The sequence below is a fragment of the Pseudonocardia sp. genome (assembly GCF_025465255.1).
Classification (GTDB): Bacteria; Actinomycetota; Actinomycetes; order Mycobacteriales; family Pseudonocardiaceae; genus Pseudonocardia.
The window spans coordinates 36424-56528 of the sequence record NZ_JAODNI010000175.1 but is presented as its reverse complement, the minus strand read 5'-3'; the positions used below and the strand labels follow the sequence as shown (position 1 = coordinate 56528).

At 73.6% G+C, this 20105-nt stretch carries 21 protein-coding genes; 8 read left to right on the top strand and 13 right to left on the bottom strand.

Annotated features, from left to right (window positions below; all coding sequences use genetic code 11):
* On the bottom strand, window positions 1-622 hold a 622-nt coding region (locus JWP64_RS21195; protein WP_297499842.1), incomplete at its 3' end, for a hypothetical protein.
* A 135-nt stretch (window positions 623-757) separates the two neighbouring features.
* Here JWP64_RS21195 and JWP64_RS21190 point away from each other — a divergent pair.
* Window positions 758-1510: a Crp/Fnr family transcriptional regulator gene (locus JWP64_RS21190; protein ID WP_297499839.1), complete on the top strand. Its 753-nt coding sequence runs from the start codon at window positions 758-760 to the stop codon at window positions 1508-1510.
* 61 nt (window positions 1511-1571) lie between these two features.
* Window positions 1572-1868: a hypothetical protein gene (locus JWP64_RS21185; protein ID WP_297499837.1), complete on the top strand. Its 297-nt coding sequence runs from the start codon at window positions 1572-1574 to the stop codon at window positions 1866-1868.
* Here the strand turns inward: JWP64_RS21185 and JWP64_RS21180 are convergent.
* Complete coding sequence (locus JWP64_RS21180) at window positions 1832-3973, bottom strand: tetratricopeptide repeat protein (protein ID WP_297499835.1); 2142 nt, start codon at window positions 3971-3973, stop codon at window positions 1832-1834. The two genes, JWP64_RS21185 and JWP64_RS21180, sit on opposite strands and share 37 nt — an antisense overlap.
* A gap of 235 nt (window positions 3974-4208) precedes the next feature.
* Here JWP64_RS21180 and JWP64_RS21175 point away from each other — a divergent pair, with 235 nt between their 5' ends.
* The 3 genes from JWP64_RS21175 (at window position 4209) to JWP64_RS21165 (ending at window position 7008) form a co-directional block, all read left to right on the top strand.
* On the top strand, window positions 4209-5345 hold the full coding sequence (locus JWP64_RS21175; RefSeq protein WP_297499833.1) for a hypothetical protein: 1137 nt from the start codon (window positions 4209-4211) through the stop codon (window positions 5343-5345).
* Between the two features lie 151 nt (window positions 5346-5496).
* Window positions 5497-6504, top strand: coding sequence for a TerC/Alx family metal homeostasis membrane protein (locus JWP64_RS21170; protein ID WP_297499831.1), 1008 nt, complete (start codon window positions 5497-5499; stop codon window positions 6502-6504).
* 195 nt (window positions 6505-6699) lie between these two features.
* Window positions 6700-7008 (top strand): hypothetical protein, encoded by a 309-nt coding sequence (locus tag JWP64_RS21165; protein WP_297499829.1) that lies wholly within the window; start codon window positions 6700-6702, stop codon window positions 7006-7008.
* Between the two features lie 34 nt (window positions 7009-7042).
* Here the strand turns inward: JWP64_RS21165 and JWP64_RS21160 are convergent, their stop codons facing one another.
* The 3 genes from JWP64_RS21160 to JWP64_RS21150 are packed head-to-tail and all read right to left on the bottom strand — an operon-like array spanning window position 7043 to window position 10018.
* On the bottom strand, window positions 7043-7393 hold the full coding sequence (locus tag JWP64_RS21160; RefSeq protein WP_297499827.1) for a putative quinol monooxygenase: 351 nt from the start codon (window positions 7391-7393) through the stop codon (window positions 7043-7045).
* A gap of 29 nt (window positions 7394-7422) precedes the next feature.
* Complete coding sequence (locus JWP64_RS21155; RefSeq protein WP_297499825.1) at window positions 7423-8892, bottom strand: carboxylesterase family protein; 1470 nt, start codon at window positions 8890-8892, stop codon at window positions 7423-7425.
* A gap of 16 nt (window positions 8893-8908) precedes the next feature.
* The gene (locus JWP64_RS21150; RefSeq protein ID WP_297499823.1) at window positions 8909-10018 is read right to left on the bottom strand and encodes a PQQ-dependent sugar dehydrogenase; all 1110 of its coding nucleotides are present in this window, start codon (window positions 10016-10018) and stop codon (window positions 8909-8911) included.
* A gap of 141 nt (window positions 10019-10159) precedes the next feature.
* Here JWP64_RS21150 and JWP64_RS21145 point away from each other — a divergent pair, with 141 nt between their 5' ends.
* A complete protein-coding gene (locus JWP64_RS21145) occupies window positions 10160-10837 on the top strand; it encodes a DedA family protein (RefSeq protein ID WP_297499821.1) in 678 nt (225 codons plus the stop codon).
* Here JWP64_RS21145 and JWP64_RS21140 read toward each other — a convergent pair.
* Window positions 10780-11751 carry an asparaginase gene (locus tag JWP64_RS21140; RefSeq protein WP_297499819.1) on the bottom strand — a complete coding sequence of 324 codons (972 nt, stop codon included), beginning with the start codon at window positions 11749-11751 and terminating at the stop codon, window positions 10780-10782. The two genes, JWP64_RS21145 and JWP64_RS21140, sit on opposite strands and share 58 nt — an antisense overlap.
* A gap of 105 nt (window positions 11752-11856) precedes the next feature.
* Window positions 11857-12537, bottom strand: coding sequence for a helix-hairpin-helix domain-containing protein (locus JWP64_RS21135; RefSeq protein WP_297499817.1), 681 nt, complete (start codon window positions 12535-12537; stop codon window positions 11857-11859).
* Window positions 12538-13359: 822 nt separating this feature from the next.
* On the opposite strand from JWP64_RS21135, the gene JWP64_RS21130 reads away from it, so the two are divergent.
* Window positions 13360-14664, top strand: a complete 1305-nt coding sequence (locus JWP64_RS21130) for a hypothetical protein (protein WP_297499816.1) — start codon at window positions 13360-13362, stop codon at window positions 14662-14664.
* Window positions 14665-14731: 67 nt separating this feature from the next.
* On the top strand, window positions 14732-15934 hold the full coding sequence (locus tag JWP64_RS21125; protein ID WP_297499814.1) for a low temperature requirement protein A: 1203 nt from the start codon (window positions 14732-14734) through the stop codon (window positions 15932-15934).
* Window positions 15935-15943: 9 nt separating this feature from the next.
* On the opposite strand, the gene JWP64_RS21120 is transcribed toward JWP64_RS21125, so the two are convergent.
* The 6 genes from JWP64_RS21120 to JWP64_RS21095 form a co-directional block, all read right to left on the bottom strand.
* Window positions 15944-16246: a hypothetical protein gene (locus JWP64_RS21120; protein WP_297499811.1), complete on the bottom strand. Its 303-nt coding sequence runs from the start codon at window positions 16244-16246 to the stop codon at window positions 15944-15946.
* 159 nt (window positions 16247-16405) lie between these two features.
* Entirely contained in the window at window positions 16406-17755 is a 1350-nt protein-coding gene (locus JWP64_RS21115) for a hemolysin family protein (protein ID WP_297499809.1), read from the bottom strand.
* A gap of 247 nt (window positions 17756-18002) precedes the next feature.
* Entirely contained in the window at window positions 18003-18254 is a 252-nt protein-coding gene (locus JWP64_RS21110) for a LuxR C-terminal-related transcriptional regulator (protein WP_297499807.1), read from the bottom strand.
* Window positions 18255-18540: 286 nt separating this feature from the next.
* Entirely contained in the window at window positions 18541-19431 is an 891-nt protein-coding gene (locus JWP64_RS21105) for a DUF2993 domain-containing protein (protein ID WP_297499805.1), read from the bottom strand.
* Window positions 19431-19610: a hypothetical protein gene (locus JWP64_RS21100; RefSeq protein WP_297499804.1), complete on the bottom strand. Its 180-nt coding sequence runs from the start codon at window positions 19608-19610 to the stop codon at window positions 19431-19433. Before JWP64_RS21100 ends, JWP64_RS21105 begins: the two co-directional genes overlap by 1 nt.
* Window positions 19607-19882, bottom strand: coding sequence for an acyl carrier protein (locus tag JWP64_RS21095; RefSeq protein WP_297499802.1), 276 nt, complete (start codon window positions 19880-19882; stop codon window positions 19607-19609). The genes JWP64_RS21100 and JWP64_RS21095 overlap by 4 nt, the downstream gene beginning before the upstream one ends.
* Window positions 19883-20105: the final 223 nt, after the last annotated feature.

Here is a 20105-nt window from a genome sequence, read left to right as displayed (position 1 = left end):
CCCCGGTGGGCGCCGCGGGCCGGGGCCCCGCGGCCCCGCGCGGCGCGGGGAACGGTGCCCCGGCGTGCACCCACGCGGGCGCGGCGAACGACTTGGCCGGATCGACCACCCGGACCGGCACGAACTCCGCCGCCGGGAGCGCGGCGCGGGCAGCGGGATCGGCCGCCAGCGCGTCGAACAGGGAACCGGAGAGGACGACCGAGAGGTCCGAACCGGGCCGGGTGTCCAGGGCGTCGCGGGCGGGGGCGGAGTCCAGCAGCCGGCACGTCCGGACGACGGCGTCCCCGGCGAAGCCGTTGCGGGCCCGCCCGGCGGGCCCGTGGTCCGCGGCGGCCCGCAGCCGGTACCGCTCGCCCACGCGGTCGTCCGGGTTGGCGCGGCGGAGCCCGTTCCGCAGCACACGGAGGAGTTCGGGGACGACGCCGATCCCGACCGTCTCGTCGAGCAGCGCGACCTCCCCGTCGCCGTTCGGCTGGCGTTCCACCGCACCCGGCGCGACCCGCTGCCAGAGCAGGTCCAGCAGCGTGCGGAGGACGTCCTGCGCGTGTTCCTGCCCCGCGTGCGAGCGCCGGCTGTAGCCCTCGAGGTCGACCGCCACGCACAACCGGCCCGTCCTGGTCATCGGCCCCCTCCCGGTCGTCGATCCCCCGGTGGCCTGATCGAAGGTGAACCTGCGACATTACGAGCCCGGTGCCGTTCGGCGGTAGGTTCCGTACACGCTCGTATGGCTGCGGCACCCCCGAGGGGAGGGACGCTGATGAAGGCACCGCCCCATGCCGGGCCCGCGAACCTGGACCCGGGGGACTGGGCCGAGCTCCGCGCCCTGGGCCACGCCGTCGAGCACCCGCAGGGCGCGATGGTCCTGCTGCAGGGCTCCCCCTCGGACGCGATGCTGGTGATCGAGTCCGGGCTGGTGGCCGTCAGCGCGTCGGACGAGTCCGGGCACGAGGTGTTCCTCGCCTTCCGCCGGGCCGGTGACCTGCTCGGGGAGTTCGGCTTCCTGGACCGCCGGCCGCGCTCGGCGATGGTCCGGGCCGTCGCCCCGACCCGGTGCCGGGTGTTCCCCGGCCCGGTCCTGGACCGGTTCCTCGCCGCGCATCCGGACGCGTCGCGGGCGCTGACGACCGCGATCGTCGCCAAGATGCGCGCGGTCACCGACCGTCGCGTCCGCTACTCCCGGGGCCGCATCGGCCACCGGGTCGTGCGGGTCCTGTTGGACCACTCCACGCAGTTCGGCCGGCCGCTCGGCGGCGGCCCCGCCCGCCGGATCGACGTCCCGCTGTCCCAGACACGGATCGCGGACCTGGTGGGGGCCAAACCGCGGATCGTCGGCGCCGAGCTGTCCCGGCTGCAGGAACTGGGGCTCGTGGACACGGGGTACCGCTCCACGCCGCGCCGGCTCACGGTGCTGGACCCGGGCGGGTTGCGACGCCTGACGGAGGCCGACGCCGACGACCCGCCTTTCGGCGGCCCGCCGGATGTCGCATTCATGCGCCATCACCCCGGTTGATCCGGGAGAGCATCGCCGTCGTCCGGCCGTGACCACGGCGACGCACGACGTGAGGTCCGTGATGGCAGCCGAGCACGACCCACCCGAGCAGGATCTCCGAGAGCCCGATATCGGGGCGGACGGCGAGCTGGACGAGGACATGCTCGCCCTGCTCGGGCACGACGGTGCCTCGTTGCCGGTCCCGCGCGCCCGCCGCGGCGGGCAGCTCCCGCCGGTCGAGCCGGGGGACCTGATCGGGGGGGCGGGGACCCTGCGGTTCTGCGGGCGTACCGGGCGTCATCGAGGAGTCGCCGGGTGCTGGTTCGCGAGTGACGGCACGGTCTACGGCCCGGCGGGCGAGCGCCTCGGCCGCAGCTGAGCGGCGCCGCGCCCCGGCTCCGGGGCCGTGCCGCCGGGCCCGGGCCCGTCCGGGCCGGTGGACGTGGCGGCCAGCCAGCGTCGCGCCCGGGCCTCCGCCCACGCGTCGGACCGCAGGACCGCAGCCCGCCGGGCCAGCTCGAACTCCACCGCGGCCTCGCGCGGCCGAACCTGCGACGCCAGGAGCTCACCGAGGCACTGCCGCGTCCGGCCGGAGCCTGGAACGCCGCCCGGCTCGTCGTGCAGGTCCAGCGCCGTGCGGTAGGCCGCGGCCGCGCCGTCGGCGTCGCCTGCACCGCGGCGGGCGTCCCCGATCCCGTGCCACGCCCAGGCCCGGCCGGGCCGGGAACCGGCCTCGCCGAACCTGCGCAGGGCCGCGCGCTGGCGGCCGAGTGCGGACCACGGGTCACCCCGCAGGCACTCGACGTTCCCGAGCGCGTGCAGGGCCCAGGCCAGCGCCTCGGTGACGGCCGCACCGGGTGGCAGCCGGCGCAGGGCGAGGATCGCGTCCCGGTAGCCGCCCGCCGCGCCGTCGAGGTCGCCCGTGGCCCGCAGGACCTCGGCCCTGGCGCGAAGGGCGACCACGGCCTCCACCGGCAGGCCCGTCTCGGGGTGGCGCTCGCGCGGACCGGGCGGGACGGCGGGGGCGCGGTCCGGGCGCCCGCTCCCGCGCGGCCCGGTGCTGATCCGGACCTGCAGCTCGGCGCGCCGCCCGGCCGGGCCGTCGGCCGCGGCGGCGAGCGCCAGGCCCTGGATCCGGTTCCACCCGTCCTTCGACACGTGCGGGTCGTACTGGGGGGCCACCGCGTCCGCCAGGTGGTCCAGGGCGTCCCGGGACCACGGGGTGCCGGTCTCGGCGAGGTGCGCGGCGAGCGCGGCCAGGTTGTCCCACTCGTCGGCGAACCAGGACCGACGCGGGTCCTGCAGCGCCCGGTCCAGCGCGCGCCGGTAGTGACCGACCAGCCGTTCCGCCGCGGCGGCGGCCTCGCCCGGCCCCCGCGCCCGCAGCTTCTCCTCGCCGTAGCGGCGCAGCAGGTCGTGCATCCGGTGCCGCGGCACGCGCCCGGGCCTGCGGTCCAGGAGCTGGGCGTCGTACAGGGTCGCGAGCAGCTCGGCGGCCCGCTCCGGTGCGACGCCGGCGAGCGCGGCCGCGCCGGGCACCGTGACGTCCCGCAGGGGCACGGCGGCGAGCCTCCGGAACATCCGGCGCTCCGGCTCGCCCAGGCCGGCGTGCGAGGCCTCGAAGGACGCGCGGACCGCGCGGTCCCCGGCCCGCAGCTCGTCGATGGTGCGGTGGCGGCGGCGGAGCTGGGCGGCGAGGCGCGCCGGGGTCAGCCCCGGTTCCCCGGCGAGCCGGGCGGCGACGATGCGCAGCGCGAGCGGCAGGCCGGCGCAGAGGCCGACGAGCTCGTCCAGGACGGCGGGGTCAGCGCCGGGTTCGGCGTGGCCGAGCAGGGCCCGCGACGACGGGACGTCCAGGTCGCCGAGCCGCAGCCGCAGCAGGGGGACGGGCAGCGTGATCAACCCGGACCGGGCGGTCAGGACGGCGAAGGCGCGGTCCGGGCCCTCGGGCAGCACGGCCGTGACCTGGGCGGCGCGTTGCACGTCGTCGAGGACGACGAGGACCCGGCGCTCCCGCAACAGCCGGCGCCAGGCGACGGCGCGGTCCCCGGCCCGCTCCGGGACCCGCGCGCCGAGCGAGCGCAGCAGGCGTCCGGTGAGCTCGTGCGCCGACGGTCCGCGTCCGTCCGCGGCGCCGAGCTCGGCGAACACGACGCCGTCCGGGAAGAGTCCGCCGATCTGGTGGGCGCTCTCGACGGCCAGCGCCGACTTGCCCGCTCCGGGACGCCCGCCGAGGAGGACCCCCCGCACGTCCCCGGACCCGACGGCGGCGTGGGCCACGAGGGTCGCCTCCCGCTCCCGGCCGACGAACCGGAGCGGGCGCGGGGGCAGCTCGGCCGGGCGGGGCCGCCGCGACCGCAGCGGTACCGCGAAAATGCCGAGCTGGACGAAGGTCCCGACCGGGGCCTCGATCCGGGCGTGGACGCCGGCCGGGCCGGCCGGCGTCGTGGTGTCGGGCGTGCGGGGCTCTTCGGCGGTCGGCACGTCGGATCACCTCCGGCAGGGCGGATCGGGGCGGGGGCCTCGGCAGAAGGGTGCGTCCCGATCCGGGCCCGGGCCTGTGGCCGCGGGGTGGGGAGCCGAACGGGGCAGCGCCCTGGACTGCAGACGGTCTGCCGGACGCCCGTGATACGTCCACCGCCGACCCGGGAGGTGTAACCAACCGCAACGTTGCAGCGAGCAGCCTGCTGGCGGGACCGCGACGGAAGGATTCGGGACAATGCCGCAGAAGGGCCTCGACCCGCTGCAGGAGGGGCTGCCGGCCGCCGTGGTGGAGCTCGTGGCCGAACTCCGCGAGATCTACACCGACGGACCGTACGAACGGCTCAAGCAGGTCGAGGACGCGATCGTGGCCGTGCGGACCGGACGGCCGGAGCTGGTCACGGTGTCCTCGGCGACCTGCTCGCGCATGCTGAGCCCCCGCCGGACGAGCGGCGGCGGCCGGACGGCGCTGCCGCGCTGGCCGTCGGTCCTGGCGTTCCTGGTCGTGCACGGGCATGACCCGGCCGCCTACGAGGAGCGGTGGCAGGCGGCCCGGGCGGCCTGGGTGGCGCAGGACGGCCCGCGGACCGACGGGGTCCCGGCGGACCCGGCCGCCGGCGACGATCCCGAACGTCTCGAGCCCCCCGAGCTCCCCGAGCCCGCCGGGGCGGCTCCGGACCCGGGGAGCGGGACCCAGCCGTCGCCCGGGGCCGGCCCCGCGCCGGACGTCGACGAGCCGCAGCCGGCTCCCGCTCCCGTGTCCTCGGGGCGCCGCCGTCCGCTGCTCGTGGCCGGAGCGGCGGTCGCGGCCCTCGCGCTCGTCGGTGTCGGGATCCTGATCGGCCGCGCGCTCCCGCCGCGTGCCGCCGGACCGGCATTCGCGCTGAACGCCGAGCCGGTCGACGCCACGTCGGTCGCGTCCGCGGCGCCGGTCCCGGCGGGCGTGGCGGACACGCCGGGGGTGCACTGCGTGGTCCCGGATGGCGATCCCGCGGTCGAGTTCGTGCGGGTCGCCGCCGTCGACGGGCAGCCGGGCGTGGGCAGCGACGTCCGGGTGGACCTGCTGGTCGTCCGGGAACCGCAGCCCGGCAACACCTACTGGCTGATGCTGCTCCCGCCCGCGGACGACAGCCCGTACGTCGCCGAGGCCCCCGTCCCGGCCACCCTCGGACCGATGTCCGTCGTGCTGCGGTCCGCGTCCCCGATCGGGTCCGCGTGGAGCCTCTTCGTCGCCGAGGCGGCCCCGGACGCGGACCGGGTGCTGCAGGAGAACCACCGCCACGAGGCCGACGCGACCTGGGACCCGTTGCGGGCGGAGATGCCGGCCGGCACACGGACGGTGTCCGGAACCTGCCGGGTCGCACGGACCCGCTGAGGCCCGCCGGCCCGCAGTGATCACCGGCACCGTCCCCCCGTCCTCCGGTACAGCTGGAATCTGTCCGATTCGTCCCGATTACCCGGTCGGACCGTGGGCACCCTAGGCTGCCCAGAGCCAGTCCACACGAACGACACCTCCGGAGGAACGCGTGCTCGAGGTCACCGGTCTCGCCTGGACCGTCACGATCGGCCTGATCGTGCTGTTGCTCGCGCTCGACCTGATCCTCGCGTCGGTGCGCCCGCACCGTGTCGGGTTCCGCGAGGCCGCGGCGTGGTCCGTGTTCTACATCGCGGTGGCCATCGCGTTCGGCATCGTCTTGTGGATGATCGCCGGCGCCGAGTTCGGCACGGAGTACTTCGCCGGCTACATCGTCGAGAAGAGCCTCTCGGTCGACAACCTGTTCGTCTTCGTGATCATCATGACGACGTTCGCGGTGCCCGAGGAGCATCAGCACAAGGTCCTGACCTTCGGCATCGTGCTCGCCCTGATCATGCGCGCGATCTTCATCGCCGTCGGCGCGACGCTGCTGAACCTGTTCTCGTTCATGTTCCTGGTCTTCGGCCTGCTGCTGCTCTTCACCGCGGTGCAGCTCTTCCGCCACCGCGACGAGGACCCCGACGTCGAGGACAACGCCGTCGTCAAGGGCGCGCGCAAGCTCTTCCCGGTCAGCGACGAGTACGACGGCGGCAAGCTCGTCACCCGCCTCGGCGGCAAGCGCATGGTGACGCCGCTGTTCATCGTGCTCGTGGCGATCGGCGGCATCGACCTGCTGTTCGCGCTCGACTCGATCCCCGCGGTGTTCGGCGTGACCGAGGAGCCCTACATCGTCTTCGCCGCCAACGCGTTCGCGCTGCTCGGCCTGCGCGCGCTGTTCTTCCTGGTCAAGGGCCTGCTGGACCGGCTGGTCTACTTGTCGGTCGGGCTCTCGCTGATCCTCGCCTTCATCGGCGTGAAGCTGATCCTGCACTGGCTGCACGTGGACATCTCGAACTCCGTCCCGGAGATCTCGACGCCCGTGAGCCTCGGCGTGATCGTGGTGGTGCTGACGGTCGTGACGGTCGCCAGCCTGATCAAGACCCGCGGCGACACGTCCGCGAAGGCGCACGCCGGATCGCTGCGGGCGAACCGGAAGGCGCCGTCCGAGCAGGACCGGTAGTGGTGGGCCGCGGCGGCGCGAGGTACGGTCGGCCCGTGCGCCTCGTCGTAACGCTCCCGCGGGAGATCATTATCCGGCGCGTCGGCTAGCCAGGTCGCCGGCGCGCCCCTTCGGCAGCGCCCTCCTGTCGCTCGCCGCCCTCTTCCGAGGCCTGGCTCGGTCCGGATCACCCGCACCGATTCCAGGAGCGCTCCCGTGAGCCCTGCCGTCCTCGACGCCACAGTCCTCGATCCCGCCGTCCCCGACGCAGCCCTGCTCGATCCGCCCCGTGCGACCGACCCCGGCCGCCGCCAGCGCCTCGTCCGCACGCGCCTCGACGGCGGGATGGACGCCGTCCACCGCGTCGTCACCCTGCTCCGGGGGCGCGGCTACGAGGTCCGCGGGATGTCGGTGGACCTGCGCCGCGGCACCCTCGACGTGACGTTGCTGGTCACCCCGGACGAGACCGCGCTGCTGCTGGAACGGCTGCGCAGGCTCCCGTCGGTGCTGGCCGCCGCTGCGTGATCATCGGGCCCGCGTGATCATCGGGCCCGGGTGATCAGCGGGTCTGGCTGAACCCCGCTCCCGCCGTCAGGCCCGGGCCGCCGAGCGGGACGAGCTCGATGAACTCCGGCGGCCCCGCGAGCAGCGGCAGCACCGAACCGAGCCCGGCCTCTCCGAGGTCCCGGTTCAGCGCGGCGTCGGACGACTCCTCGTCGGCCCACACCTCGGTGACCCACACGGCGTCCTCGTCGTCCGGTGTCCGGTTCACGATGTAGAGCTCGCAGCCGGGGGCGCTGCGCATGCCCTCGGCGACCTTGAGCAGGTTCGTCGCGAGCTCGTCACCGGATCCGGGGACGGAGACCATCCGGACGTACCTGCCGACCCGTGCGTTCTCGCTGGAAGTCACGGTCGGCAACGGTAGTGGGCCCCGGTGCATCAGGGCCCCTCCAGGGTCACCACCTCGGGGTCGACGTCGATGCGCAGGGACCTGCGCGACGCGTCGAAAGCGGGCCAGCCGGGATCCCCGGTCCGCGCGAACGCCACCCAGGCGTCGCGCATCAGGTCCGACACCGCGTGCGGGGTGGGCGGCTCGCCGAGCAGCCCGGTTGGGCCGGTCGCCGAGCCGAGCGTGCCGAAGACGAACGGCAGCTCGAGGCCGTGGCAGGCGCCGAGCCGGCCGCCGAACGCGGGGGAGCGCCAGGTGAAGTCGTAGACGTGGGTGCGTCCGGTGTGGGCGTCGGCCAGCCGTCGCACCGGGCCGCGGAAGACGAGCTCGGTCATCACCGCCGCGAACACCTGCCCGGCGTGCGCGCCCGGTTCGTCGAGACCCGCCGACGCCAGCAGCGCGGCCGAGTCCGGCCGGACCATGGCCAGCGCCCGGCGCACCTGGTCCGCGGTCATCGCGTCGATCGCGCCGGTGGGGACGAGGTAGAGGTTCATCTCCTCGGCGTTGGCGCCGACGAGCAGGTCGACGTCCGCGGCCGAGCCGGCCGCCAGCGCGTCGAGCGGGTGCTCGGGCAGGACGTCGTCCCCGAGGACCGGCAGGAACGCCCCGAGGCCCAGCCCAGGGTCGGTGCCGTCGGGTTCGCGCAGGTCACCGCGCTTGAGCGGGTCCGCGAGCGTCTCCTGCACGGCGAGCGCGTCGGCGATCGAGCGGCCGCGCATCCCGTCGGCCGAGAAGTCGACGCCCAGCGCGTCCGTCACGACCCGCGCGTACCGGGCGGACGGCTCGGCGGTGCGGACCATCTCGGCGCCGCCGCTCTGCACGATCGCGCGCCGGAACAGCCCCCGGGCGAGCGGCGAGCCGAGCAGGGCGCCGATGCTCATCGCGCCCGCGGACTCGCCGAACACGGTCACGAGGCCGGGGTCCCCGCCGAACGCCGCGACGTTGTCCCGGACCCACTCGAGCGCGGCGATCTGGTCCCGCAGGCCGATGTTCGTGGCGCCGCCGGGCAGCGGGAGGAACCCCTCGACACCCAGCCGGTAGGTCACCGAGACCAGGACGACGCCCGCCCCGGCCAGCGCGGTCCCGTCGTAGGTGGGGGCGCCGGGCTCGCCCGCGACGAACGCGCCGCCGTGGACGAAGACCATCACGGGCAGGCCGCTCGCCGACGGGTCGGGCGTCCAGACATCGACGGTCAGGTAGTCCGAGCCCTCCCGCCAGCCCGTCCCGATGATCGGGGCGAGGTCCAGGCCGGGGAAGGCGCGGGAGTTCTGCGGGGCGTTCGGGCCGGGTTTCGTCGTGTCCCGGACGCCTTCCCAGGTCGGGGCGGGGACGGGCGCGGCGAACCGGAGGGCGCCCTCCGGAGGCGCGGCGAACGGGATGCCGAGGAACCGGCTCACCCCGTCCGCCGTGGTGCCCTCGACTCGCCCGGCGGTGGTGTCGACGACAGGGTTCTCGGTCACCCTGTAGGTCTACCGGTCAGGTGAGCGGGATGACCAGGATCCGGTCGTCGTCCGCGCCCGGTTCGCCGCGACCGTCCCGGTTGCTGGTGGTGATCCAGAGCGCGCTGCCGTCCGGCGTCGCGGTCACCCCGCGGATCCGGCCGTACTCGCCCTGCAGCAGCGGCTCGGGCGTCCCGACCCCGCCGTCCGTCCCGAGCGGGACCCGCCAGAGCCGCTCGCCGCGCAGCGCCCCGACCCACAGCGAGCCGCCGGCGTAGGCCATGCCGCTGGGGGAGGCCTCGTCCGTGGACCAGGTCAGCAGGGGATCGATGAACCCCTGCCGCTCGCCCACCCCCTCCACCGCCGGCCAGCCGTAGTCCCCACCGGAGATGATCGCGTTGACCTCGTCGTAGGTGTTCTGGCCGAACTCGGTGGCGTAGAGCCGGCCGGCGGGGTCCCAGGCGAGACCCTGGACGTTGCGGTGGCCGTAGCTGTAGACCGCGGTGCCGAACGGGTTGCCCGGAGCCGGGGCGCCGTCGGGGGTGACCCGGAGGATCTTGCCGCCCGGGTCGTTCCTGTCCTGGGCCGGGTCGCGCCGCCCGGCCTCGCCCGTCGCGACGTAGAGGAACCCGTCCGGGCCGAACGCGAGGCCGCCGCCGTTGTGGATCGTGCCCTTCGGGATCCCGGCGACGACGACCTGCTGCGCGGCGCCGTCGATCGTCCCGTCGGGCTCGGCGGTGAGCCGGACGACGCGGTTGTCGTCCGCGCCGGTGTAGGAGACGTAGACGGCCCGATCCGTCGCGTAGCCCGGCGAGACCGCGATGCCCAGCAGCCCGCCCTCGCCCGCCGGCCGCACGCCGGCGACCGTGCCGACCGGCGTCACTGTGCCGTCCGGCGTCACCCGCAGCAGCCGCCCCGAGTTCCGCTCGGTGACCAGCGCGGCGCCGTCGGGCAGGAACGCGAGCGACCACGGCACCTCCAGCCCGCCGACGAGCGTGCGGGCCTCCCCGGCGGTCCGCTGCACCGCCACGGTCGGCGCGGGGGAGGCGACCCCGGCCGACGGCGCCGGTGCCGCGGTGGCCGAGCACGCGACGGCACCGGCCAGCACGGCGACGGTGAGCAGGGCGGTCCGAGCGAGGGGGCGCACCCCGCAACGGTATCGACGTCCGGTCCGGCCGGCGCGGAAAGGACTCCCGGGCATGAGCATGGGCGGGGGGTGTGAACACCCCCGAAGAAGTAGGGGTTATCCCCGTGTCCGGCGGCGGAGACATCGGGCAGGCTGTGCCCCATGACGGTCGATGCCCTGCTCCAGGCGATCCCGCCACTCGCGGTCTACCTCATCGTCGGTGGTGTCATCGGGGTGGAGAGCCTCGGGATCCCGCTGCCCGGAGAGATCGTGCTGGTCAGTGCCGCGTTGCTGGCGTCGCACCACGAGCTCGCGGTGAGCCCGCTCGGCGTGGCCGTGGCCGCGATCGTCGGTGCGGTGATCGGGGACTCGATCGGCTACAGCATCGGCCGCCGCTACGGGATGAACCTGTTCAGCTGGCTCGGCACCAAGTTCCCGAAGCACTTCGGGCCCGGACACGTCGCCCTCGCCGAGAGGCTCTTCGCGCGCTGGGGCGTGTGGGCGGTGTTCGTCGGCCGGTTCATCGCGCTGCTGCGGATCTTCGCGGGACCCCTGGCCGGGGCGCTGAAGATGCCGTACCCCCGGTTCCTGGTCGCCAACGTGACCGGGGGGATCCTCTGGGCGGGCGGCACCACCGCCGTCGTCTACTACCTGGGGCTCGCCGCCGAGAAGTGGCTGTCCCGCTTCTCCTGGGTCGGCCTGATCGTGGCGGTGATCGCCGGGCTGGTCGTCACGCTGGTCGTCCGGCGGCGCACGAACCGCATGATGGCCGAGCTGGAGACTCAGACCCCGGCCGAGGACCCGATCGACGGTTCGACGGCGCCGACCGCTGCCCCGTGACCGCGCACGACCACCCGGCCCACCTCCGCGAGCTCGGGCGATCCGGCGCCGAGCGCGGTCAGCGTGGCCGTGACCAGCGGCGGGACCGGCCGCGCCGAGCCGTCGAGGATCTTCAATGCGAGGGCGCGGCCGTCCGGTAGCGCCGCGGCGAACACGCCGTCCGCGCCGTCCTTGGCGATCAGCCCCGGCACCGCCTCCAGGAACCGGGTGACCTCGCGGTTCGTGCCGCCGAGCCACCACGGGTTCGCCCGGATCGCCGCCGCGACCCGGCCCTCCGGGGTCTCCGGCGCGGCGACGGCGATCGCGGCGAACGCGCGGGCGAGTCCCGTCACCGTGCAGGAGAACAGCGGCGCGCCGCACCCGTCGACGGCGACGTGCTCGACGGCGTCCCCGGTCAGCGCCTCGACGTGCCCGCGGATCGCCTGCTGCAGCGGATGGTCCGGGTCCCGGTAGCCGGCGGTGTCCCAGCCGTTGGCGACGCAGGTCGCGAGCATCGCCGCGTGCTTGCCCGAACAGTTCTGCGCGAGCGACGACGGCGGGCTGCCGGCCGCGCGCCAGGCTGCGGCGGCGTCCGGGTCCAGGGGCAGATCGGGCGTGTTCTGCAAGGCGTCCGGCCCGAGTCCGGCCCGCGACAGGATGCGGGCGGCCCCCTCGCGGTGGGCGGGCTCGCCGGAATGGCTCGACGCGGCCAACGCGAGGAGCTCGCCGTCGAGGTCGAGCCCGGCGCGGAGCATCGCGGCCGCCTGGACCGGCTTGAGGGACGAGCGGGGGAAGAACGTGACGCCGGGAGCGCCCTCCCGGACGACGGTCGCGCCGCTCCCGTCCAGGCCGACCAGGTGTCCGAGGTGCACCGACTCCACGACACCGTTCCGGACCACCCGCGCCAGGGGCACCGCGTGCTGCTCGATCGTCACGGGCGGCGACGGTAGCCGCCGGGGCGTCAACGCCGCGCGGCGCGGCGGGGATCACCCTCTGGCGTCGAGCAGTACCGCGGGATCGGGCGCCGGCCGGTCGGCCGGTCAGTAGACGATGCCGCGGTCCCGGACCAGATCCCACAGGTCGAGGGGGATCTCGGTCCAGGCGAAGACGTCGTCGACCCCGGTGAAGGGCACCCCGGCGGCCTCGCGGACCTCGACGATCCGCCGGGCGGTGGCGGGGTCCAGGCCGCAGACGCTCGCGATCGCCGCGGCCGGCGCGTGGTTGAGGTCGACGAGGCCGCCGTCGTCGTAGGCGTGGGGCAGGTCCGGGCGCCCGATCCGCAGCTCACGCGCGAGCAACCGGTCCGTCGCGGCGATCCGCCTGGACTCCTCCCGGCGGACCCGCCCGGCCAGTGCGGCGGCGACGGCCGGGTCCTGGCCGGGGCCGGGCATCCCGAGGCGGACCGGGAACTGCGGCCCGGGCGGCCAGATCTCGCGGCGGATCCGGCCGAGGTGCACCAGGGCCACGATCATGATGCCGACGAGCAGGACGACGGTCCCGCTGCCGCCGAGACCGGCCCAGCCCAGGACGTATGCCGCCGGGACGGCCGCGGTGTACGCCGCGGCCCGGGCCACGGCCGCCCGGCTCCGCTGGCGTGCTGCCGCGTGGAGGAACGCGACCGGGGCGAGGGTGCCCCAGGACAGCAGCGCGAGCGCGATGTACCAGGCGCCGCCGGTGGGGGCGGGGGCCCGGCGGGGCGGGTGGGACGGCGCCGTGGTCATGGCACCACTGTCCCGGAAGAGCGGGCTCCCCGGTATCGGGAGTCGGGCCGGACCGCTCGGGCCGGACCGCTCGGAAGACGATGCCCCGGTCGCGGATCCGGTCCCACATCTCCACCGGCACGTGCGTCCAGGTGAAGGCGTCCTCGACCTGCACGAACGGGATGCCCGCCGCCGCCCGCGCGTCGACCATGCGCTGGGCGGCCTCGTGGGTGATCCCGCCGTCGTCGTCGTAGGTCCGGGGAAGGTCCGAGCGGCCGATCCGCAGCTCGCGGGCGAGCAGCGGGTCCGTCGCGACGATCCGACGGGACTTGCGGCGCAGGAAGGTCAGGTGGACGAGAGCGACGACGATCAACCCGATGGTGAGGTCGCCGAGTGTTGTCGTCCGGATCGTTCGCCATCGCCAGGATCCCCACCGTGGCGGCCGTGTCGAGCACCGCCCAGACCCAGGGAGCGGGAAGCGTGGCGGCGTGCGCGAACGGCAGCGGGGACAAGATGCCGATCGTGATCAGCACCAGCGCGAAGTACCACCCGCCCTGCGCGAACCAGGTGAACGGGTTGCGGGGCCGGGCGGAGCTCGCCGATGGCGTGGATGCACTATCCACGAAAGGCGCCCCGGAAGAGGATCAGCAGTTCTGCGGAGATCCCGGGCCGCGAGGGCCGCAGTCACCCGATCGGGTGCCCTCTGTACCCTCCGACCGACGCGGAGAACGCGCTCCCCTACCGAGATGACGACGCCATCGGCCCTGGTCGAGGGCGGTTTCTCGCAGAACGTGGCAATTCGGACACCCGCCGTCTCCGCGGGCGTTCCGGGAAGGATCCCTCTTGTCCCAGCAGATCGAGAGCACGCCGCGCAAGGGCCTCGGCGCTCTCTCCGCCTGGACCGCACCCGTGCACCGGGACGGCCTCGCGCTCGTCCTCAGCTCCGGGCTCAGCTCGGCGATCGGGCTCCTGTACTGGGTCCTGGTCGCCCGGCTGTTCACCCCTGAGGTCGCCGGCGTGAACTCGGCCGCGCTCGCGACGCTGAACATGCTGGGCGCGATCGCGCACCTGAACATGCAGAACGCGCTGCTGCGCTTCGTCCCCGTCGCGGGCACGGGCACCAAACGCCTGGTCGCCGGCGCGTACGCCGCCGCGATCACCGCGGCGGCGCTCACCGGGATCGTGTTCGCCCTGGGCGCGCCGGTGTGGGCGCCGGAGATGGTGGCGGTCGCCGGGCTGGGCGCGTTGGTCGTGTTCTTCGCGATCGGGACGCCACTCATGTCGATCTTCGACGTCCAGGACAACCTGCTCACCGGCCTCGGCCGCGCGATGGTCGTCCCGGTCGAGAACCTGGTCTTCGCGCTGCTGAAGATCGGCCTGCTCGTGCTGGCCGCCTCGGTCGCAATACCCGGCGGGATCGCACTGTCCTGGGTGATCGCGACGGCCGTCGCGGTGCTCGCGATCAGCAGCTGGGTCTTCGTGAAGCTGGTGCCCCGGCACGCGGCCAAACCGACCGCGGTCGAGCCGATCACGATCAAGGGCATCGCACGGTTCGCCGGCGCGGACTACACCGGCTCGATCTTCTGGCAGTGCGCCATCTACGGCATCCCGCTGCTGGCCCTGAGCCGGATCGGCGCCGGTTACGCCGCGACCTACCAGATCGTCTGGACCATGGCGATGGCCCTGTACCTCGTGGTCACGGGCATGACGCAGTCGATGGTCGCGCATGCCGCGAACGATCCCGCCGGAGCCCGGGAGGCCCGCCGCGCGACGAGCAGGCGGGCCCTGATGCTCACGGTCCCCGCGGTCGCGATCCTCACCCTCGGCGCCCACCCGATCCTCTCGATCTTCGGCGGTTACTACGCCGAGACGGGCACCTGGGCGCTCGTCCTCTGTGCGCTGTCGGCCCTGCCGAACATCATCACGGCGTCGGCGCTGGCCATGGCCCGGGTGCAGCGGCGGATGGCCGTGCTGATCGTCGTGCCGGCCACGATCTCGGTCATCGTGATCGCGGGCTCGTGGATCCTCATGCCGGCCTGGGGGCTGGTCGGGGTCGGCGCATCGTGGCTGGTCGGGCAGAGCGTCGTCGCGGCCGTGCTGACGGTGACGGAGCGCAGGCACGAGCGGGAGCCCCTCCCCGCCGTCTGACCACGTCTCCTGCGGCGACCCCGGAGAACGGCTGGTCCCGTCTCCACCGCCCTGGCAGCATCGGCGCATGACTGCACCCCGGCGCGGCCGGATCGAAGCGGTGGCGGAGAAGGCGGCGGTCACCCCGCTGGAGCTCTTCTTCGACCTGGTGTTCGTGTTCGCCCTCACCCGGGTCACGGACTGGATGGCCGACGCCCCGACCGTCGAGTCGGTGGTGCGCGGCGCCCTGATCCTCACCGTGATGTGGTGGACCTGGGTCGGGTACGCGTGGATCGGGAACGTCGCGAAGGCGGACGAGGGCGTCATCCGGGTCGGCATGTTCGTCGCGATGGTGGGCGTGTTCGTCGGCGCGATCACGATCCCCGAGGCCTTCGACGACCTGCCCGGCGGCCTCTACGGCCCGGCGGTGTTCGCGGCGGCCTACTTCTTCGTGCGGGCCGTGCACATCGTGATGTTCTGGTTCGCCAGCCGGGACGACCCGATACTGCGCAAACAGGTCCTCCGGTTCCTGCCGTCGATGCTGATCGGCACTGTGCTGCTGCTCGTGGCGTCGCAGACCTCCGGCTGGGTGCAGACCCTGCTCTGGTTCGCGGCGATCGTCGGGGACTACCTCGGCACGGTCCTGGCCGGCACGGACTGGCGGCTGCGCTCCGCGGCGCACTTCGCCGAGCGGCACGGCCTGATCGTGATCGTCGCGCTGGGCGAGTCCATCGTCTCGATCGGCATCGGCGTGGCCGCGCTGCCGGTCTCCTGGCCGATCATCGCGGCGTCGGCCCTGGGCCTGGCCGTCGCGGGGGCGCTGTGGTGGGCCTACTTCGACGTGACGTCGATCCTGACCGAGCACGCGCTGGCCGAGGCCCGGGGTGAGCACCGGATCCGGCTCGCCCGCGGCGGGTACTCGTTCCTGCACCTGCCGATGGTCGTCGGCGTGATCATGATGTCGCTCGGGTTGAAGAAGGTGCTGCTCTACGTCGGCGGCGGCGAGGAGCACTCGCTGACCGACCCGATCTACGGTGTCCCGCTCGCCGCGCTCTACGGCGGGGCCGCGCTGTACCTGCTCGCCCACGTCGGGTTCAAGCGGTATGTGATCGGGACGCTGAACGTGGAACGGATCGTGGTCGCGGCGCTGCTGCTCGTCCTGATCCCGGTGGTGGCGTACCTGCCGGCGCTGGTGGCACTCCTGGTGCTCGCGGTGGTGCTGGTGGCGCTCGTCGCCTACGAGACGGTCCGGTACGCCGAGCAGCGGGACCGCGTCCGGCACGCCGGCTAGAGCACTCTCCTAGGTCTCGTCCAGGTCCTGCGGCGCGACCTCGGGCGTGCGTTCCAGGTCCGCCGAGCCTGCCCAGGGGGCTGCGCCCAGTTCGGCGGGGCTGCGGACGCCGAGCTCGGCCAGGCGGGCGCTCTGCAGGCGCTGCCGCTCGCTCGGCCGCTCCGGCCCCTCGGTCCGGGCGATCGCCGGGTTCACCGCGGGCACCGAGCTCAGCCGCTTCCGCAGCGGCGGTGCGCCATCGCCGCGTTCGGGCAGGGGAGCGGCCCGGCGCGTCGAGCGGGCGGCCGGGAGCATCACGCGTCCGGGGCGCATGGCTACCGGCGTCCGGGATCGGTCTGCGTCACGCCTCCAGCATGAGGCCGGGCGACGGTGATCGCCAGAGGCTCCCTGATCTCGACCCCGCCGGGCCCGCCGGTACCGCGCTCCGCGGTGGGGGAACGGCGTCCCTCACCGGCGGGGAGCGCCCCCCGTTCAGGCCTGCTGCTCGTCCGCGTCCCGGTCGTCGGCGGTGGTCCGCTCGGCATCCGCGTCATCCCCGTTCGGGGTGATGCGGACGCGGGCGGCCCGGCGGCCGTCCATCTCCAGCACGGTGAACCGATGGTCGAGGGCGTCGATCGCGTCGCCGAGCCGCGGGGCGCGGCCGAGCTGGTCGACCACGAATCCGGCGAGGGTGTTGTAGTGGCCCTCCGGCAGCTCGATCCCGGTCGATTCCTTGACGTCGTCGCGGTGCAGCAGGCCGTCCACCTCGATGCTGCCGTCGGCCTGGCGCCGGGCGGGCCGGTCTCGGGGGTCGTACTCGTCCTCGATGTCGCCGACCAGTTCCTCGACGAGGTCCTCGAGGGTCACGATGCCGTCCGTGCCGCCGTACTCCTCGACGACGATCGCCAGGTGGCCGCGGCGGCGCATCCGGGACAGCGCCTGGATCAGGGGGAGGCTGCCGGGCAGCACCGGTGCTTCCCGGGCGAGCTCGGCCACCGTGGCGGGCGCCTGCCGGCCGTGGTCGCGGCGATGCGCGGCGGTCAGCACGTCCCGGACGTGGGCCACCCCGAGGACGTCGTCGGACGAGCGCCCGCTGACCGGATACCGGGAGTGCGGCCGGTCCGAGACGTACTCCGCCGCCTCCTCGACGCTCATCGAACCGGGCAGGAAGTCGACCTCGGTCCGCGGGATCATCACCTCGCGCAGCACCCGGTCGGTCGCGGTGAAGACATCGGCCAGCACCCGGCGCTCCTCCGGCGTGAGCTCCTCGTGACTGCCGACCAGATCACGCAGCTCCTCCTCGCTGACCTGGGCGGTCCTGGCGTGCGGATCGATTCCCACCAGCCGGACCACCGCATTGGTCGACACGGTGAGCAGCCAGATCACCGGGCGGAAGAGCGTGGCGATCCGGTCCAGCACCGGCGCCACGAACAGTGCGACCGCCTCGGGACGCTGCATCGCCAGCCGCTTGGGCACCAGCTCGCCGAGCACCAGTGAGATGTAGGCCACGGCCAGTGTCACGACCACCAGCGCGACCGTGCCGGCCGCCCCGTCGGAGAGTCCCGTGTGCACCAGCACCCGCTGCAGCTCGACCGCGAGCGTCGCGCCGCCGTAGCTGGCGGCGAAGAACCCGGCGAAGGTGACACCGATCTGCACGGCAGACAGGAAGCGGCCGGGGTCCTCCCGTAGTCGCGCCACCGCCAGGCCCCGCTTGCCCCGCTCGGCGAGGCGGCGGACCTGCCCCTCGCGCAGCGAGACCAGGGCGATCTCCGACGCGGAGAAGTACCCGCCGACCACGACGAACAGCAACACGAGGAACGCGTTGAGGAACCAACCACTCATGCCCTGGGGCTTCCCCACAGGCAGGGCCTGATTCACACCGAGCCGGCGCAGTAAAGCGAGCGGGGGACGGCCGTGGCGGGCCGAGGGGAGGGCCGACGACAGGTTCGATCACCCGAGAAACGAACAGAGGCACCTCGAGGCCCCCGCCCCGCCTCGATCTCGACGACTGTGCCCTCCCGTCATGGAAGGCGTCGGTCTCGTAGGAGGCGCTCGAAACGCCGCCGCAGCGCCACGTCGACGAGCTGGCCTAGGGCGCCGCATGCACGGCCGATCCCCCCCGTTCAGCATGACCAGTGTTCTGCGCCGTCCGCACGCGCAGCTCCGATCGGTTGGGCGAACCGGTCTTGGAGAGCAACCGCTCGACGTGCTCCTCGATCGTTCGCCTCGACAGCACCGGCCGGTACGCGATCTCCCGGTTCGACAGGCCCTGCGCCATGAGTAGCAGGACCTCCATCTCGCGCGCGGTGACGCCGCGGAGGCGCAGCGCCTCCAGCACCACCGGGTGTCACCTCCCCGCGGGCCCCTGTGGGAGCACGCCGCGGCCACCCGGCTTGCGGACCTGCTCCTTCTCACCAACCTCGGCCTCGCCCTCCTGTTCGCGACCCGACTCCGCTTGCGGCGGCTCGACCCACACCCGCGCAGAGCGGGCCGCCGCGCCGGATGACGGGAAGCCGCCCGCCACGCTCGCCGTCCCCGTGTGGAGGCGTCTCGCTGCCTGCATGTCTGGGGGCGCACACCACCCCGGGGTCCCGGCCCGTTCTGTCGCGCGGCCCCCGCCGGGGCCCTCAGCCGTCCACCGTCAGGTCCCGGGCGCTGCCGGAGATCGCCAGCGCTCCACCGTCGACCCTGACAGCCGTCGGTGTCGCTCCGAACGGGAGCCTGCCCGGGTCAATCTTCACGGTCAACGCCCGTAGGATCGTCTGCTGCACCGATCCGGGGAGGAGATCGTCGAGCGCCCCACCGGATCCGACCTGGACGTTGCGACCCGTGATCTGAAGCTGGCCGTCGGCCACGTCCACCGACGCGATCACGGTCACGGGCACACCCAGCCCCGGCGCCGTGCCGCTCAACTGCACCATCGATGCCGGGTCGGTCGACGCCGACGATGTTGCGGCGGCGGAGCCAACGAGTTCGCTCGCCCCGTCGGTCCGCAGCTTGGCCAGCTGCGCAGGGCTCACCGGATCCACCCGCAGGTCGGGGATGCCGAGCAGCCCGCCTAGACCGCCGGGCTCGACGAGCACGGTCCCCTCCGCCTGGTCGATTCGGATCACCGGAGCGCCACCACCGAACAGCGCCGGTACCGGCACCCGGGTATGGCGCAAGTGCGCCCGTAGCGAGAGCTGGAGTACGCCGTAGCGGACCCGATCCGCAGCGACCTCAACGTCGGGGTAGTCACCGGCGACCGCCTGCGCGAGGAACGGAAAGCCGTGGATCTGGACAATCGGGTCGCTCGTTAGGTCGAGGGTATTGCGCATCCGCTGCGCCACCCGGTGCTCAGCTACGGCAGCGGCACCGTAATCGGCTGCAATTAGCAGGCCGGTGATCACCACGAGCAATATGACGATTTTCTTCACCCGCTGTCTCTCCCGCCGGCCGTCATTCCAACGGGATGATCCGAGCCTTGCCGGTGAAGACGCCGGCGATGACCTCGTGCAGCCCTTCAGCGTCTGGTCCATCAGGAATTCCTCAGCGACGCGCGGAGCGCCGTTTCCAGGCCAGGGGCGATGTGGACCAGCTGAATCTGGACTCGACCCGCTTCCAGGAACGCCTCCTCGCGGCCGGTCCAGGCGTTTATCTGCATCCATATCACCACCGGTGTGCCGTCAGGCGTGTAACCGATCAGCCTGTCCGTCACCGACTCATCTCCTCGTTGACGAATTCCTGGGACGTGGGGTTCTTCTCGATGTAGTCCACCACGTCACCGACGGTCTTCAGCTCGGCCAGCTGATCGTCGGGGATCTTCATGCCGAACTTGTCCTCGGCCTGCACCGCGATCTCGACCATGGACAGAGAATCGATGTCGAGGTCGGCGACGAATGACTTCTCCGGTGTCACCTCGGCGGCATCCACCCCGACGATCTCTTCGATGATCTCGGCGAGGACGGGGAGGATCTCTTCGTTGCTCATGTGGTTCCCTTTCTCTTTTAATGTGCGATCCTCTGACGGACCGGGTCCGCCGGAAATACATCGAAGGTGCGTCCCGCCCCTGTAGGAGCGGGGCCGGTCAACCCCCGTTCTCGTAATTGATCATTTGTTCTCGATTCCTCCGCTGATTGGTGGGCTCGCCGGTCGGCGCACGCTGCTCGAGCCGGAGGATCAGGTGTCTGACAGGGACTCCTGTGATCGGCGG